Below are 17363 nucleotides of genomic sequence, written 5' to 3' on the forward strand. Positions count from 1 at the left end.
GTGGTTGAATGCATGAGCACGACATCGATGGCGGCGGTCCTCTACGCCGAGCGGGAGCCGCTGGTACTCGAGCAGCTCGACGTGGCGGACCCAGGTGCGGACGAGGTTCAGATTGCAGTGGCGGCCAGTGGAATTTGCGCATCCGATGTCCATCTGGCGGACGGTACCTTGGACATTCCGGGACTTCCTGCGTACCCGCTGCCCGTCGTGCCCGGCCATGAGGCCGCAGGCATAGTCGAGCGGGTCGGCTCCGCGGTTCGACGAGTACAACCCGGCGACCACGTGATCGTCAATATCTATCCAGGGTGCGGGTACTGCGACGACTGCATCTGCGGCCGCGCATCGCATTGTTCGCAGACGCGTCCGGGAGAACTCCCGAGCGGCGGCAGTCGTCTCAGCAGCCGAGGTCGACCGATCCACCAGATGTCGAACTGTTCGTCGTTCTCGGAACGTACCGTTGTTCCCGCGCGGGGGTGCATCAAGATTCCGAACCGGATGCCACTCGATCGTGCGTGCCTGATCGGCTGTGGTGTGGCCACCGCATACGGCGCGGTCTTTCGCAACGCCGCTGTGCAGCCGGGTCATTCGGTGCTGGTACTGGGTGTGGGCGGAGTCGGACTCAATGTAGTGCAGGCCGCCGTGGTGGCAGGCGCCACGACGATCATCGCCGTGGACCTCGGTCAGGGTCGACTCGACCAAGCCGCCGAGTTCGGTGCAACGCACACGCTCGATGCCGCCGATCCGGACTGGCCGAGCAAGGTCGCGGACCTGACCGGGGGCGGGGTCGATCGCGGGTTCGAGGTGGTATCGACTCCCGGAACCGTTCGGCAGGCCTACGAGGCCACCCGGGACGGCGGCCTGGTGACCGTCGTGGGATTGGCGCCGCCGGGCAGCACGGTGACCCTGCCGACCGTACCGAGCAAGGGCTTCGCTCGCGGCGGTCTGCGATGGACCCAGCCGGTGGTGGACTATTCGGTGCTGGTCCAGTTGTACCTGGCCGGCCGCCTCAAGCTCGATGAGTTGATCTCCCATGAACGTCCTCTGATGGAGGTCAATGACGTTCTCGACGAAATTCGGCGAGGCGAGCGCCGTGGCCGGGTGATCCTGACCAATCGCGCTGTGCTCGACGGTGCCCACCACTGACCGCCTCGCCCACCGCCCACTCGACCCGTTTCACGGTGCCTCCGTCACCGATTGTTCCGGCCCAAGCTGAAGGGATGACACGATGTCTACCGCAGAGCTATCGACGACGACCGACGGTTCGTTCGAGCACGACCTGGCCCGCCTACTGGCAGGCGATCCAGATTCGCTCGGGTCCGTCTTCACGATGTGGGACCGGGCGCGGCTGCTCGGCCCCACCCACTGGACGGGAACCCGGCATCTGATCTTCGGGTATGACGAGGTCAAGTCGATACTCAACGACAGTCGACTGGGGAACAACGGATTCTATGTGGGCACCGACGCCGAGTACGTCCGGTCCACCCTCACTGCCGACGAACTCGAACTCTATTGGGAAGTAGCAGACTTCGAGTCCAAGCAATTGGGGAGAAGTGACGGCGCGGACCACACGAGACTCCGGGACATCGCCCGTCGCACCTTTACCCCACGGCGGATCGCGCTGCTGCGTGAGTCGGTCACCACGTACGCCGACGATCTCCTCGATTCCGTCGCCGGTGCCGGCGTCGTCGAGGCGGTGTCTGCGGTCACCCATGTTCTTCCCCTGATGGTCATCGTGGATCTGCTCGGCGTGCCGCAGCAGGACAGGGCCTTGATCAGGGACTGGTCGTGCAGGCTGGGACGTTGGCGAGGAAACAACACACCGGAGATCCTGCGCGACACCCATACCGCGATGACGGAGTTCCGCGACTACGTGCGCACGATCCTCGAATCGAAGCGGACGGTCGAGCCGGAAACGGACTTGATCGCGGCGTTGATGGGAGCGGGCGACGGCGGTCGACTGGACGCCGAGGAACTGGTGGCGTTCTACGTGATGCTCCTGCTGGCCGGCCACGAGACCACCACGAACCTGATGGGCATCGGTCTGCTGGAGCTGCACCGTCAACCAGAACAATGGCGGGGGTTGTGCGCGGATCCGTCCTCGGCACGTGCGGGGATCGATGAGCTGCTCCGGTTCGTCAGCCCGGTGCAGTACGTCGGTCGCGTGGCGCTCGAAACCATTCACCTGGGCGAGACGGTGATCGAGGAGGGCCAATCCGTGCTGCCGATCATCGGCAGCGCCAACCACGACCCGAAGGTCTTCGAGAACCCGGAGCAGCTCGACCTGGGGAGAGCCAACGCGCGCGAACAGATTGCGTTCGGCTACGGCCCGCACTTCTGCCTCGGACAGCAGCTGGCGCAGCTGGAGGCGAGCATCGTGTTCCGGAAGCTGGCCACGCGATTCCCGGACATGCGAGTCGACGTCAGCCAGGCGCGTTTCGGTGGCAGCCTCGGGTTACGCGCTCTCGAGCATCTTCCGGTCGATTTCGGCCCGGACCATGGTGAGAGCGACTAGGCACGGCTGAGTCAGACTCGGTCGCCCTCAGGACAGAAGGGATGAGACATGCCGTACTTTATTGCGGAACCATGCATCGACATCATGGACAAAGCGTGTACCGAAGTGTGCCCGGTCGACTGCATCTACGAGGGATCGCGAAAGCTGTATATCAACCCTGCAGAATGTATCGACTGCGGTGCATGCAAGCCGGCCTGCCCCGTTCAAGCGATCTCGGAAACCGCCGCTGTCGCAGAGAACTCCGCAACATTCGTGATCGACAATGCGCGGTTCTTTCTCGAACCCCTGCCGAATCGCGACAGTGCGATCGGAACGCCGGGCGGATCGATGGAGTTCGGGACGGTGGGTATCGACACGGAACTGGTCGCAGGCTACTCATCTGCAGGAGGTGCCTGATGGACGGTGAACCCCCGGATATGGTGTTGTTCGAACCATTGACGCCCACATCGTATCTGGACCGCGCGGCCGCATCGCACGGTGATCGGCTCGCGGTCGTCGACGGCAACGATCGATGGACATATGCCGAACTTCACGGTCGATGCACGAGGCTGGCGGGGGCGTTGGCCACCCTCGGTGGCACCGCTCCGGTGGCGGTCCTTGCTCCCAATACCCATGTAATACTGGAGGCGCATTTCGCGGTCCCGTGGTCCGGGCGCAGCTTGGTCACGATCAACACCAGGCTTTCGGCCGATGAAGTCGTGTATATCCTCGACCATTGCGGCGCAAGTGTGCTTGTCTACGACCCGTCCTACGCCGAACTGATCGATTCGGCAGTGGCGAAGCTGACTCACCCGCTGTTGACGATACGGGCGGACGATCGCTACGAGGAATTGATTGCGAGTGGTAGTCCACTCCGAACCACCCCGGGCAACGAGTCCCCGCTGTTGTCGATCAACTATACCTCGGGCACCACCGGCCGACCGAAAGGCGTGATGTACCACCATCGTGGCGCCTACCTGCAGGCCTTGGCGATGGTCGGACACATGGGCCTGTCGCCGAGGACGGTTCATCTGTGGACATTGCCGATGTTCCACTGCCACGGTTGGTGTTTCCCGTGGGCGGTAACGGCGGCGGCGGGCACCCACGTCTGCCTGCCACGAATGGACGCGGCCGAGGTCTGGCGACTGATCCGACATGAGGGCGTCACACACCTCAACGGAGCGCCAACGGTGTTGTCGATGCTGGCTCATGCGAAAGATGCCGGGGCTGGAATCGGTGACGGACCGCGGGTTCGGGTGGCCACCGGAGGCGCACCGCCATCGCCTGCCCTGTTGAGGCGAATGGACCAACTGGGCTTCGACGTCACCCACCTGTACGGCTTGACCGAGACCTACGGGCCGGCCATGATCTGCGATTGGCGGCCTGAGTGGGATTCCCTCGACCACGATGAACAATCGAAAGTCAAAGCCCGCCAAGGGGTCGGCAACATGATCTCGCACCGAGTTCGGGTGATCGGCGCCGACGGCGCAGACATTGTTGCCGACGGAATCGAGGTCGGCGAGATCGCGCTGCGAGGCAACAACGTCATGCTCGGCTACCTTAATGATCCGGAAGCTACCGCCGCGGCCGCCCCGGACGGATGGTTTCGCACGGGCGACCTCGGGGTGATTCACCCCGACGGGTACGTGGAGATTCGCGACCGCCGCAAGGACATCATCATCTCCGGAGGAGAGAATATTTCGTCGATCGAGATCGAACAGGCGATCGCGGATCATCCGGCGGTGCGCGACGTGGCGGTGATCGCAATTCCTGACGAACGGTGGGGTGAGGTTCCGGCAGGTTTCGTCACCCTGCATGGCGGTCGGCACGTGAGCGAGCGGGACATCATCGAGCACGTCAAGAGTCGTCTGGCGTCATTCAAGGCACCGAAAACGGTGCGGTTCGGGGACCTACCGAAAACCTCGACGGGAAAGATCCAGAAGTTCTTGCTCCGCCGATCGGCGGAGAGTCGCGTCGACACTGCTGTGTAACTCGGTCTGGAAATCGGTACATGGAGGAAGAAATGCTGTCCAACAATACGCCTCGTGTATCCGGCCGACGGTTCATCCGGGTGGCGGTGAAGCCGCCGGATACATCCGGTCCGATCCGGTGGATCGTTGCAGCCACCGATGCGGAAGGGAGCCGCGCACCCACCGAGGTCTGCGAGGAGAGCACCGTCGTGTGTACTCGCGCCGAAGATCTGCGCCAGGCGCAACGCACGCGATCGGACGTTCGTGAATCTGTGCGCACGCGTACGGGTAGCTGCGAGGATGTCACCGTGCTGGTGGAGCTCGAGATACTCATTGATCTCGATGCGCGGGCGGCGCGCCGACGATACTCGGCGCTGACCACCACCTGGTTGTCCGGTAATTCGCTGACGTACGTCGGCACACCGAACGGGCTTGCACAACTGATCGCCGATATCCATGCGACCGCGGTCGCCGATGGCGTGAGGTTGGTTCCGTTGGAATCTTCGATGGCAATCGAGAAGGTCGTCGACGAGTCGATTTCGTGGTTGTCCGAACGCGGACTGGTTGTCCTCACACCGGAGTCCGTCCTGATACCCGAGTCCGTCCTGAGCCGGAACTGATCCGCCGGCCCGAAAAGGACCGGGCCCATCTCGAAGATGGAGATCATCATGAAAGTACCGATAGGAGTTCTGTGAACCCAATAGGCGACTTCGGCAGCCAACGACATTGCACGAGATTTGTAGCATTCGCATCAGTAAACCGCAGGTCAATAAACTTCTCACGGTTGGAATCAGCGAAATGGTAAATACTCGCAGCCAGGATAGCTCCAGCTATCTTGCGATGGAGGAGAAGATTTCCAAAAAGGTCATCCGACACTGGATGCCTCTTCTCATCATCTGCTATATCATATTCTTTCTCGACCGAATAAACATATCCGTTGCCGCACTGAAAATGAATACGGATATCGGAATTACGCCGACAATATTCGGTCTGGCGGCAGGTATCTTCTTCTGGACCTACGCCATGTCGGAGATTCCCAGCAACTACGTGCTGTCAAGAGTTGGATTCCGGGTCTGGATTCCCCGAATCATGATAACTTGGGGAATTGTTGTCATCGCGATGTCGGCTGTGCAAGGCGGCACCAGCCTCACGATCTCGAGGATGCTGCTCGGTGTGGCCGAGGCCGGATTCTCGCCGGCGATGATCTATTTCGTGTCGTGCTGGTTGCCACGCCGCAAGCGTGGAATCGCGTTGTCGATCATGCTCTCATCCTCCTGTCTGTCCGGTCTTTTCGTTCCACTGTTGGCGTACATCATGGTATGGACAGACGGTCTCAGCGGCATCGCGGGCTGGCGATGGATTTTCATCGTCACCGGTATTCCGGCAGTTATCACCGGCATCGTGTGCATCTTCAAGATTCGGGACCGGCCGGCGCAGGCGACCTTCCTCGATCAGGAGGAGCGGGACTGGTTGACCGAGACGCTGGCGGCCGAATCGGAGGAATTGGCCTCCACCGAGAAGAGTTCTTTCGTCGACGGACTGAAGAATGTTCGCGTTATCGCGTTGTTCTTAGTATTTCTCTTCTTCATGTTCGGGCTCTTCGGCTATCAGTACTGGCTTCCGCAGATGTTGGCGACGTTCAACTTCAGTACGGTCCAGGTGGGTTGGTTCGCGGCGCTGCCGCCCCTGATCTCGATCGGGCCGATGATCTGGTGGGCACGGCACTCCGATCGGACGGGCGAACGCGTCATGCATTTCACGGTGGCAGCCTTGATCGCGTCCGTTGGGTTCGCCTTGTCCGCGGCGTTCATTCACAATGCGCCCGTTGCTATTCTGGGATTCTGCTTTGCGGGGTTAGGCCTGTACATCATCACCGGAATCTTCTGGACGATTCCGATGAACATTCTCAGCGGCGCTTCGCTCGCCGCGGCGATCGGACTGATCAACGGCTTGGGATCGGTGGGTGGATTCTTCGGACCACAACTGGTGGGGATCACCCTGGAACGGACCGGCAGCTATGCGCTCGGCGTGGGCATCTTCGCTGTGGCGCTGCTGGTATCGGCCTGCGGAGGCGTGATGTTCAAGTTCGACCAACAGCGACGGCAAAAGTCGGTCGAGCACACCGCTCCTAGCACACCGATCGTGACCCACCCTTAGTCGCACACGTGTGATCGATGGACCGGAGCGGGTTGACCTTCGCCGACCCGCCGGGCCATCGTCAAGAATGGCTACATCAAGCTGTGAAGGATCACGATGATGCCCCATGTTGCATGGTCCACGGTGTCCGACCCTACTGCGGGCAGTGCGGTCGATGCGCTCACGGTTCCCGCGGATCGACAACGATGACCACCCCCGAACTTGACACGGGAAACCCGAAGCTCCCAGTCCGGCGTTCCTACATCGTGTGGGTGGTTGGTGTCGTTGCGTTCATCGTGTCGATCATGCAACGCACCACGCTCGGCGTGTCCGGCCTCGAAGCAGCGGAACGCTTCTCGATTACCCCGGCGGCGTTGTCCCTGTTCGTATTCGTACAGGTAGCGGTGTACATGGTCATGCAGATCCCAGCTGGCGTACTGGTAGATCGATACGGGCCTCGACTGGTGGCGTTCGTGAGCTGCGTCCTGGCTGCCGCCGGCCAACTGCTGTTGGCGACGACCGACCAGGTCTCTTCCGCGGTCGCGGCTCGTGTGGTGGTTGGGTGCGGCGATGCGTTGATGTTCGTGGCCGTGCTTGCCCTGCTGCCACACTGGTTTCCGTCCAGTTCGGTTCCGGTCGTTACACAGCTGACGACAATTTTCAGCCAGCTGGGCCAAATAATCTCAGCTGTACCGTTTCTCCTCCTCCTGCATGCTACGGGTTGGACCACAGCGTATGGGTCGGCTGCATCTCTGAGCCTGCTCGCGGCCGTTCTCGTGCTGGCGGCACTGCGAAATTCGCCAGATGGCGCCTGGTCCCGGCAACCTCCGACCTTGATGAAAGAGATCGGCGACCAACTCCGTGTGGTGTGGAACACGCCGGGAACCCGGCTGGGCTTCTTCGGACACATGGCTAACCAGTTCTCGATGATGGTCTTCACGTTGTTGTGGGGCCTGCCCTACCTGGTGTCGGCCCAAGGTCTGACGCCAGAGGCAGCGAGCGGGATACTGACACTGTTCGTTCTCTGTATGGTCCTGATAGGTCCATTGATGGGCGTGTTCACCGTGCGGCACCCACGACGAAGGTTGTGGCTGCTGATCGGCATATGCCTGCTCACAATGACCGCGTGGAGCGCGGTCCTCGTTCTCGCGCACCCGGCTCCGTGGTGGCTCCTGGTTCTACTTGTCGTGGTCCTGGCGGGAGGCGGCCCCGCCTCGGTCGTCGGTTTCGACATTGCCCGAACCACCAACCCGGGAGTCAGCGCCGGCGTCGCGCAGAGCATGGTCAACGTCGGCGGATACCTGGCTACCCTCGCTATACTGCTGGCGATGGGCGTCCTGCTGGATCGACTCGGCGGCTTCACGTTCGACGCCTTCCGAGTGGCGTGGCTGGTACAGTATCCGTTCTGGCTCATTGCACTCATCGGGATCGTGACTACTCGTCGTAAGGCTCGCCGATTGTCCGCCGCAGAAGGGATCCGTCCGCGCCCGCTGCAGGATCTCCATCGAACACCCCGTCTCTGACGTTGCGCCGCCTTCCCGCCATCGCGCTTGCTTTCCCCTGGATGATGTGGGTCGGGCATAGTCGCGCCGGATTGTTCCACTGGATGGATCCAGCGACATCACGCCGACCTGTATGGGCGCGTTCACCGGGGTGGTGTCCCGAACCTCCCCTGGCATGCGGTACACCATTATCGATGCTCCTGGGCGCCGAAGCCAACAACTGGTCGGCGCAATCTACCGCGAACCCTCTTCAGGCCGGCACCAGTAGCCGAAACAGCAACTGCCAGTAAGCCTCCAACACAGTGTCACGCGGCGGACGGGGCGAGGTAGCCCGACTCGAGTTCTCGGTGCGGCAAACCATGCGAGCAGAGACGCGGCCGATTGACAATAGATGCGGGAAATCGCGGTCTGGGACATGCCGGTGGCACGGGCCGGCGACCGGGTCGACCAGTGCGTGTCCCCGTTCGCCGGCGTCTCCTCCAGGGTCTTGACGATCACCGTCTCGACCTGCTCGTCGGTGATCGTGCGAGCCGCACCGGGCCGCGGCTCGTCGGACAGGCCCGCCAGTCGATCCTTGAGGAACCGGGCCCGCTACTTGGACACTGTCTGCGGCCAGATCCCCAGTCTCGCAGCGACATCCGTGTTCGTCACGCCCTCCGCACACGCCAGCACTATCTTCGCCCGCAGTGCCAACGCCTGCGCCGTCTTCGCGCGTCGAGCCCAACCCAGCAGCGTGTCACGGTCGACATCGGACAGGACCAACTCCGCCTTCGGGCGACCAGAAAGTGCCATTACCCGATGCCACCCGACATATTCAATGGATCAATAACTCAGGACACGAGTTGGTTGCGGGCGGGGCGATGGGCTCTCTGAAAAGGCCTGTCACCAGGCTCCGGAGCCAAACGTGTGCAGGGTCCTGCTCGAACCGAGCGCTCCAGAATTGCGAGACCGTGGTGGACGGAAACGACACCTCGTCGAGGAAGGGTGCGCGGTGGGCCATGATGCCGGGGTAGTTGCCGAAGAACGCTCCGACGGCTTGCGGGACCGTGGCAATGAGGTCAGACTCACGCACCACCGCAGGGACTGAGAGCATGTGGGGCACAGTCACAACCACATTCCTGGTGTAGCCATTTTCGGCAAGAAACTGCTCAAAGATCTCCTCGGTGCGACTCGTGGAGCGAACCGACAGATGGGACTCGCCGAGATACGTTTCGAGGGTGAGGCCTTTGCGGGACAGCGTCGGGTGGTCGCTAGCGTAGAGACACAGGAAGCTGCGACGGTATAGGCGCTCTTGCCGTAGGTGCGAGAGTGCGAGTTCGGGGAATGGGCCGATAGCGAGATCTGCGACCCCCGAGTCCAGAGCTTCGGCCATTTCCCCGGCGGGCCTGGAACTGGACTCGACCGTCACCTGTGGTGCACTGCTGCGAATCTTGCGCAGGAGGCGCGGCAGCAACACCAACTCGCCCGGATCGGTCATCAACAAGCGAAACTTGCGACGTAGTTGCTGAGGGTCAAACTCGGTTGCGCTGTTCACCTCGGCATTGACGAGCGATTCGATGCGACGAGCACTCGCGGCGAGCTGCGTGGCACGCGGAGTTGGAGTAATCCCGGTTCCGGCCCGGATGAATAGTGGGTCGCTGAAGACGTGTCGAAGCTTACGTAGCGCGTGGCTCACGGCAGGTTGACTCAGTCCGAGCTCGTCGGCTGCAGCCGATATCGAGCCCAACCGGTGGATGGCTTCGAGCGTGTAAAGGGTACGTATGTCCAGGTCGCGGGGCTGCACCACAGTATTAACCTTTCTCATATTTGGTATGACGAAGATTCATTATACTAATCATGTGAGGGTGGTTACATTATTTTCGGAAAGTGATTGAGGACGCGGCACGCGCGTTGCCGGTCGAAAAGAAGCCGTCGCTTAATAGCCCAGGAGTGTGCCCCATGGTTGATGTCACCAGTGAACTCATTGCCGATCCGCGAACTTATGCGGACCCGGCCACCTACCACGATGTTTTCGCCAAACTCCGGGCAGATGAGCCAGTTCGCTGGACCGAGCCGGAGGGTTATCGGCCGTTCTGGACAGTAAGCCGATATCAGGACGTTGTCGAGATTGAGAAGCAGCCCAAGCTGTTCATCAATGCTCCGCGAACAGCGCTGCGCACCATTGAGCAGGAAGAGGACATCCGGAAAGTGACGGGATCAACGCAAGCATCCCACACGCTGATCCAGATGGACGACCCGGAGCATCGCAAGTTCCGTCAACTCACTCAATCATGGTTTATGCCACAGCAATTGGAGAAGCTGCACGATCAGATGGATCAGCTTGCCGGCACGTTCGTGGATCGACTGGAGACATACGGTGGTAGCTGCGACTTTGCCCGTGATGTCGCGGTGTGGTTTCCGCTACGAGCAATCATGCTGATTCTCGGAGTACCGGAGGAAGACGAGCCGCTGATGCTCCGGCTCACCCAGCAGCATTTCGCGGGTAGCGACCCGTCGGTGAATGGTGGCAAGAAGGTTGACGCCGGTAGTGCCGCGAAGGAGGTGTTTGCCTACTTCTCCGAGCTGACTGCCAAACGCAGACTGGACCCTCGCGACGACATCGTGTCGCTGTTGGCCGACGCACAGGTCGACGGGCAGACGATCAGCGACTTTGACCGCAACTCCTACTATTTCGTACTCGCCCTGGCCGGTCACGACACGACCAGTTCGTCGATCTCGGGCCTTTTGCAGGCGCTCATGGATCATCCTGAGGAACTGGCAAAACTGAAGGCCGACCCCACGCTTTTGGACTCGGCGGTCGACGAAGGTATCCGCTGGACCTCACCGGTCAAGCACTTCTTCCGGACCGCAGTCGAGGACTACGACATCGGTGGAAGCACGATCAAAGCTGGCGACTCGGTCATGGTGTGCTACCCCTCGGCGAATTTCGACGACGCCGCCTTCGACGATCCGCATAGCTTCCGCGTCGATCGCAAACCTAACCGCCACATTGCCTTTGGATTTGGCATCCACCAATGTCTTGGTCAGCATATGGCCAAGATGGAGATGCGATCACTGTTCGGTCAGATCGTTGAACGTCTCGACTGGATCGAGAGCGCCGGCGATCCGCAGTGGCTGGAGGCAAACTTCGTCGGTGGCCTCAAGTCCCTGCCCATCCGCTACCAGATGAAGACCTTGCTCACGTCTTAAACGGGTTTCTACCAGTCACTTTCACATTCGCATGGTCGTTGGCGCCGCAGATCGTGCCAGAGCCTGCCTCGACACCCCTTGGAGAATTCGATGACCGACTTCAGCTTGCTCATTAACGGCGCCACCGTAGCCGGCGAATCAACCATGCCCGTGATTAATCCGGCGACAGGGGAAGTCTTCGCCGACGCACCGCGTGCCTCCACCGAGCAACTGAACGAAGCTGTCAAAGCAGCTAACGACGCTTTTCCGGAATGGTCGCAGACCGCACTCGACGACCGTCGCCAGGTCCTGCGTGGCATAGCCGATATCGTGTCCGAGCACGCTGACGAACTAGTTGAACTCATCATCGCCGAGGCGGGCAAGCCAGTTCGCGAAGCACGCCGCGAGGTGGGTGGCACCGCGGCGTTCTTCCGATACGTCTCGGGAATGGCGACCCCCGGCCACTCCATCGAGGATCCGACCGACCGCGACATCGAGATAACATACCGGCCGCTGGGTCCGGTAGCTGCGATAATCCCATGGAACTTTCCGTTGATGACCATCGCCTTCAAGTTGCCGTGGATTCTTTTGGCAGGCAACACAGTCGTGATCAAGCCAGCCCCCACCACTCCGCTGGCGACACTGCGATTCGCCGAGCTAGTTTCCACGCTTCTTCCGCCCGGAGTTCTCAACGTCATCACCGACGACAATGACCTCGGCCCTGCACTCACAGCGCATCCGGGTATCCGCAAGGTCAGCTTCACCGGCTCGACGGTTGCGGGACAGTCGGTGATGCGTAACGCCGTCGACACTCTTAAAAGGCTCACGCTTGAACTTGGCGGCAACGATGCGGCCATCGTCCTCGACGACGCTGACCCAAAGACCGTCGCAGCAGGTGTCTATGCTTCGGCATTTCAGAACAACGGTCAAGTTTGTCTCGCAGTGAAACGTCTCTATGTGCAGGTAGGCATTTACGACGAGGTGTGCGCAGAGCTTGCTGCCCTGGCCGATGCGGCAGTGGTGGGCGATGGAGCAGACGAGCAGTCAACTCACGGCCCGGTGCAGAACGCGAAGCAGTTCACCAAACTTGTTGATTTGCTTGCTGTCGCTCATCGCGACGGGACAGTCATCGCCGGTGGCAAAATTGTGGAGGGCCGCGGATACTTCCTGCGTCCGACCATCGTGCGAGACATCGTCGAAGGCTCCGAGCTTGTCGACGATGAGCAGTTTGGTCCAATCCTTCCGGTGATCAAGTTCGACACTGCCGACGAGGTACTGCAGCGTTCTAATAACACTGCATTCGGTCTCGGTGGATCGGTGTGGTCGTCGGACGCCGACCGCGCCCAGGAGGTTGCGCGCCGAGTCGATGCAGGCACCGTCTGGATCAACAAGCACGCGGATATCGCTCCACACATCCCCTTTGGCGGCGCCAAAATGTCGGGTGTCGGTTCTGAGTTCGCGCAGGAGGGATTCGTCGAGTTCAGCCAGCGCACTGTCATCAACCGGACCCGCGCATGACCGCTAGCACCGTCGCGGCGACGATCACCGCGGTAACCCCCATCGCGCAGGATATTTACGGCATCACACTCACCACGGTTCAGGGATCGCTGGAGGAAGCCCAGCCAGGCGCTCACGTACGCGTGCAACTGCCGTCGGGGCGCGAGCGCAGCTACTCGATCATCAGTCAGCCGGAATCCTGCGCAGCAATGACCATCGCGGTCAAGGACGAGGTCGACGGCCGAGGTGGATCACATGAACTGTGCACCCTGGCCACCGGCACCACACTCCGGGTGAGCCAGCCGCAGAACGACTTTACTCTTGATTCACAGGACGTGGCATCGGTCTTCGTCGCGGCTGGAATCGGGATTACTCCGCTGTGGAACATGATCACTGCCTGCGAAGCGACTGGCCAGCCGTGGCGGCTGCACTACGCAGCGCGAAGCTCAGCATGCTGTGCTTTCGAGGCTGAACTCGCTGCCTTTGAAGCTGAGGTACCAGGGCGAGTGCACTTCTACTTCGCCGACCGCGGGCAGCGGCTCGACCTCGCCGACATCGTTGCTTCGGTGAAGCCTGACGAAGGCATCTACTGCTGCGGACCGGACCGCATCACACACGAATTCGCCACGCTCACCGCCGAATTCGGAACTCGCGCCCACCGCGAGGACTTCTCCGTGGCTGAGGTTGCGTCGGGCGGATACGAGTTGGTCCTGGCCCGGTCCGGGCACACCCTTCGTGTCGAGGATGGAATGACCGTCCTTGATGCAGTCCTCGAAGCGGGGGTGGAGCCCGAGTACTCGTGCATGTCTGGAACGTGCGGCTCGTGTGAAGTGGTGGTTCTCGATGGCGAGGTAGAGCACCAAGACTTCTATCTCTCCGATGAGGAGAAAGCCAGCAATGACCGAATGATGATCTGTTGTTCGGGCTCTCGTGGTGAACGACTCGTCATTGACCTGTAATGCATGCGCCGGCACTTGAAGCAAAGGGCGCAACCAGCCGACAAGGAGTAAAGGTGCGATACATCTCACAAGCACGACAGTTCAACCAGTCTGACATTGATGACATGGCCTGTCGCGCAGCAACCGGGCTGCATACGTTGGGAATCGAAGAATCCGACGCTGTCGCGCTCCTCATGGTGAACGAAATCGAGATTCTCGTCTGCAACCAGGCACTGGCAATGCTTGGTGCGTACCCGGTGCCGATCAGTTGGCATAGCAGTGTTGATGAGTTGGCCTACATCACCAGCGATGCCCAGGTGAAGGCTGTCATTGCCCATGACGTTCTCGCTGTAGCTGCAGCGCAGGCAATTCCGACGCATATGCCGCTCGTCATCGTCGATCTGCCGCCAGAGACCGCTGCCCCCATGCATCTGGATACCTCGCCGACAGCACCGAATCGTACCTATGTTGCATGGTCGGACTGGATGGACGGACAGGAGCCGTGGAAAGGTGACACGCGACCACCTCGTCCGGCCATCATCTACACCTCAGGCACCACCGGACGGCCAAAGGGAGTCGTCCGAGAAGCGCACGCATCATCGGAAGCTCAACAGGCACAGGCCCGTAACGTGGCGAAGGTATGGGGAGTCAGCCCCGGCATGCGCACCCTGCTGATGGCTCCGCTCTATCATTCGGCGCCGTCCGCCTACATTCGAGCAACGATAGGAACTGGCGGCCCCGTGGGCGAGATTCACTTCCTCCCACGATTCGATGCCGAGGAAGCACTACGGATCATCAGCTCAGCGGGTATCACCCACATGTGGATGGTTCCGACGATGTTTGTTCGGCTACTCGATCTTCCCCTCGAAGTGCGTCAGCGCTACGACGTGTCGAGTGTCCAGAACATCATTCACTCTGGCGCCCCGTGTCCGGTCGGGATTAAACAGGACATGATTTCCTGGTTTGGACCGGTCATCAACGAGTTCTACGGCTCCACCGAGGTCGGGCCGGTGACCTACGCCAGTAGCGCTGACTACCTGGCTAAGCCAGGGACTGTCGGCAGAGTACTCGACGGTTGCCGCGTCGAGATTGTCGACGCTGACGGTGCGGTGCTTCCGCGCGGTGAAGTAGGTGAAATAGCCGCAGCGAACGGCACTTACGCCGACTTCACTTATCACAACCGTGGGTCTGAACGCGATGAACTGAACTCCAAGGCAGGGGTTCTACTCACCGGAGACATCGGAGTACTCGACGACGACGGCTACCTGTTCATCAAGGATCGTAAGAAGGACATGGTCATCTCGGGAGGTGTGAACCTCTACCCAGCAGAGGTGGAAAATGTGCTGCTGCAGATCGATAACGTCGTCGACGGTGCCGCTTTCGGGTTGCCAGATCCGGTGTTCGGCGAGCGTATGGTGGCGGCCGTCTCGCTAGCGGCGCCTGAAGAGGGTGCCGAGGGCCGCATCATCGATGAACTCAAAGCGAAGCTGTCGTCGGTTAAGGTTCCGCGTCAGATCTTCGTGCTCGACGACTTTCCGCGTTCGGATGCGGGCAAGGTAGCAAAGAACAAGCTCCGCGCGCTGGTCTCCTAACCCGCTGAATAGCAACATTTTAATGAATTGAGAGGTTGATTCACGATGAACGAAGTTCTGCTAGAGAACCCATCCAACGGCGTCATGCTGGTGCGCATCAATCGACCCGAGGTGCGGAACGCGCTCAACGCCGCAGTGCGGACTCAGATCAACGATGCGTTCCGCTCCTTCGATACCGACCCAGGTGTCCGGGCGGTTGTGCTGACCAGCGTCGGCGATCACTTTGCTGCGGGTGGTGACCTCCGCGAATTTGGTGCATCGAGCATGGTCGACCGCATCACCGCCGAGTACACAGACGGGATCGCCCGGTGCCGCAAGCCGGTGATCACCGCAGTCAACGGGTACGCCCTCGGCGGCGGCTGCGAGTACGCCATGAACGGTGACATCATTATCGCCGGGCAGGACGCGATCCTGGGACAGCCGGAAGTCAAGGTTGGACTCGTCCCCGGACTTGGTGGAACACAGTACCTTCCGCGTGCAATCGGCCTGTACCCGGCGATGCTGATGCTACTGACCGGAGAACCTATTACTGCCGAGCGTGCAGCGACACTCGGACTCGTCAGTGAGGTAGTTGAGGGTCGCGCCGAAGAGCGTGCGCTTGAGATCGCGAAGAAGATCGCTCGTCTCGCGCCTCTGACCGTGCAAGCGATCAAGCGCGTGGTGCGTAACGGCACCGAGGTGTCGCTATCCACAGCACTGGAAATGGAAAAGATGGCACATCAGCAGATGTTCGCCACAGAGGACATGCGCGAGGGTGCAAAGGCATTCTTCGACAAGCGGTACCCCACCTTCTCCGGCCGCTAACGATCACGCCGCGTGCTGCGCGGCTACTGACATTAAGGACCTCCATGACTGACAATCTAAGCGTCGCCGTGTGCGGTGCCGGCCTCGGCGGACTCACCGCCGCACTGGCACTGCAGCAGCGCGGCGTCGACGTAACTCTCTACGAACAAACGCGACAACTCTCGGAGGTGGGCGCCGGACTTCAACTCAGCGCAAACGCGATCCGCGTACTGGATAGTCTTGGACTCTTCGATGCTCTCGACCGTGTTGCCTCTCGGCCCGCGGGAAAGCGAGTTCGACTGTGGGATAGCGGAAAGACGTGGCCGCTCTTCGACCTGGGTGGCGAATCGCAAGAGCGATTCGGGTTCCCCTATCTGATGATTCATCGCGCGGATCTACACGATACGTTGCGGAGTGAATTCGAGCGCCGCGCACCGGGGCGTCTACGGCTGGGGCATCGGCTGGAGTCGTTCCGGCAAGACAACGATACGGTGACCATGAACTTCGCTGACGGTTCGACCGCAGTCCACGACGCGATGGTGGGCGCCGATGGGGTGCACTCGGTAGTGCGCAGTGGTTTGTTCGGCCCCAGTGATCCGAAGTTCTCTGGCTGTGTTGCTTGGCGCGGAGTGGTACCAGCGGCGGGGCTTCGTGATGAGCTTCGAGTTCCATACGGCACCAACTGGATTGGCCCGCACGGACACGTCATCCAGTATCCGCTGCGTGGTGGTGAGCTGATCAACTTCGTTGGCATCGTCGAGCGCGATGACTGGTCGGTGGAGTCCTGGAACATCGGCGGAACAACCGAGGAGTTGACGAACGACTTCGACGGCTGGCATCCGGACGTACGGAGCCTGATTCGGGCCATCGATACGCCGATGAAGTGGGCGCTGAATCTGCGGTCAACAATGCCGAGCTGGAGCCAGGGCCGAGTGACGCTGCTCGGCGATGCATGTCATCCGACGTTGCCGTTTTTGGCGCAGGGCGCATGTATGGCCATCGAAGACGGCGTCGTGTTGGCGCGCGCGATCGATGCACATGATCGGCTCGAGGACGCCCATGCGGCGTACGAGGAAGCCCGAATCGAACGCACCACGGCGGTGGTGACGGGTTCGGCCGACAACGCAGACCGGTTCCACAACCCACTACTCGCTGACCCCGCGCGTGCCGAGGAATACGTCTCCGAACAGTGGGCGAGCACGCGCGTCTCTGGCCGTTATGACTGGCTGTTTGAGTACGACGCCCTGTCGGTGCCGATCTAATCGCGAGCTACGAGCAAGGGAGAA

At 60.9% G+C, this 17363-nt stretch carries 14 protein-coding genes and 1 pseudogene; 13 read left to right on the plus strand and 2 right to left on the minus strand.

The window, feature by feature from the left end; genetic code table 11:
* The first annotated feature begins 12 nt into the window (after nucleotides 1-12).
* The 7 genes from I1A62_RS03455 (at nucleotide 13) to I1A62_RS03485 (ending at nucleotide 8120) form a co-directional block, all read left to right on the plus strand.
* Nucleotides 13-1143: an alcohol dehydrogenase catalytic domain-containing protein gene (locus I1A62_RS03455; RefSeq protein ID WP_219454131.1), complete on the plus strand. Its 1131-nt coding sequence runs from the start codon at nucleotides 13-15 to the stop codon at nucleotides 1141-1143.
* 82 nt (nucleotides 1144-1225) lie between these two features.
* Nucleotides 1226-2512 (plus strand): cytochrome P450, encoded by a 1287-nt coding sequence (locus I1A62_RS03460; RefSeq protein WP_219454133.1) that lies wholly within the window; start codon nucleotides 1226-1228, stop codon nucleotides 2510-2512.
* A gap of 48 nt (nucleotides 2513-2560) precedes the next feature.
* Nucleotides 2561-2908, plus strand: coding sequence for a ferredoxin (gene fdxA / locus I1A62_RS03465; RefSeq protein ID WP_219454135.1), 348 nt, complete (start codon nucleotides 2561-2563; stop codon nucleotides 2906-2908).
* Nucleotides 2908-4482 (plus strand): AMP-binding protein, encoded by a 1575-nt coding sequence (locus I1A62_RS03470; protein WP_219454137.1) that lies wholly within the window; start codon nucleotides 2908-2910, stop codon nucleotides 4480-4482. Before fdxA ends, I1A62_RS03470 begins: the two co-directional genes overlap by 1 nt.
* A gap of 20 nt (nucleotides 4483-4502) precedes the next feature.
* Nucleotides 4503-5081, plus strand: coding sequence for a hypothetical protein (locus I1A62_RS03475; RefSeq protein ID WP_219454139.1), 579 nt, complete (start codon nucleotides 4503-4505; stop codon nucleotides 5079-5081).
* 220 nt (nucleotides 5082-5301) lie between these two features.
* Entirely contained in the window at nucleotides 5302-6618 is a 1317-nt protein-coding gene (locus tag I1A62_RS03480; RefSeq protein WP_219454141.1) for an MFS transporter, read from the plus strand.
* Between the two features lie 185 nt (nucleotides 6619-6803).
* The gene (locus I1A62_RS03485; RefSeq protein ID WP_219454143.1) at nucleotides 6804-8120 is read left to right on the plus strand and encodes a nitrate/nitrite transporter; all 1317 of its coding nucleotides are present in this window, start codon (nucleotides 6804-6806) and stop codon (nucleotides 8118-8120) included.
* Between the two features lie 366 nt (nucleotides 8121-8486).
* Here the strand turns inward: I1A62_RS03485 and I1A62_RS45805 are convergent.
* Together I1A62_RS45805 and I1A62_RS03495 are read right to left on the minus strand one after the other, a co-directional pair.
* Nucleotides 8487-8891: pseudogene (locus I1A62_RS45805) on the minus strand (helix-turn-helix domain-containing protein); the annotation flags it as partial.
* A 22-nt stretch (nucleotides 8892-8913) separates the two neighbouring features.
* A complete protein-coding gene (locus I1A62_RS03495; RefSeq protein WP_219454147.1) occupies nucleotides 8914-9885 on the minus strand; it encodes a LysR family transcriptional regulator in 972 nt (323 codons plus the stop codon).
* Nucleotides 9886-10037: 152 nt separating this feature from the next.
* On the opposite strand from I1A62_RS03495, the gene I1A62_RS03500 reads away from it, so the two are divergent.
* The 6 genes from I1A62_RS03500 to I1A62_RS03525 all read left to right on the plus strand — a co-directional run bounded on the left by I1A62_RS03500 (nucleotide 10038) and on the right by I1A62_RS03525 (nucleotide 17339).
* The gene (locus I1A62_RS03500; RefSeq protein WP_219454149.1) at nucleotides 10038-11288 is read left to right on the plus strand and encodes a cytochrome P450; all 1251 of its coding nucleotides are present in this window, start codon (nucleotides 10038-10040) and stop codon (nucleotides 11286-11288) included.
* A 90-nt stretch (nucleotides 11289-11378) separates the two neighbouring features.
* Nucleotides 11379-12785 (plus strand): aldehyde dehydrogenase family protein, encoded by a 1407-nt coding sequence (locus tag I1A62_RS03505; protein WP_219454151.1) that lies wholly within the window; start codon nucleotides 11379-11381, stop codon nucleotides 12783-12785.
* Nucleotides 12782-13723 carry a PDR/VanB family oxidoreductase gene (locus I1A62_RS03510; protein WP_219454153.1) on the plus strand — a complete coding sequence of 314 codons (942 nt, stop codon included), beginning with the start codon at nucleotides 12782-12784 and terminating at the stop codon, nucleotides 13721-13723. Before I1A62_RS03505 ends, I1A62_RS03510 begins: the two co-directional genes overlap by 4 nt.
* Nucleotides 13724-13776: 53 nt before the next feature.
* A complete protein-coding gene (locus tag I1A62_RS03515) occupies nucleotides 13777-15294 on the plus strand; it encodes an AMP-binding protein (protein WP_219454155.1) in 1518 nt (505 codons plus the stop codon).
* A 45-nt stretch (nucleotides 15295-15339) separates the two neighbouring features.
* Nucleotides 15340-16098 (plus strand): enoyl-CoA hydratase-related protein, encoded by a 759-nt coding sequence (locus tag I1A62_RS03520; protein ID WP_219454157.1) that lies wholly within the window; start codon nucleotides 15340-15342, stop codon nucleotides 16096-16098.
* Between the two features lie 44 nt (nucleotides 16099-16142).
* Nucleotides 16143-17339 (plus strand): FAD-dependent monooxygenase, encoded by a 1197-nt coding sequence (locus I1A62_RS03525; RefSeq protein WP_219454159.1) that lies wholly within the window; start codon nucleotides 16143-16145, stop codon nucleotides 17337-17339.
* Nucleotides 17340-17363 lie beyond the last annotated feature (24 nt).

Origin of the sequence: Rhodococcus sp. USK10 (assembly GCF_019378875.1) — a bacterium.
Taxonomy (GTDB): domain Bacteria; phylum Actinomycetota; class Actinomycetes; order Mycobacteriales; family Mycobacteriaceae; genus Rhodococcus_F; species Rhodococcus_F pseudokoreensis.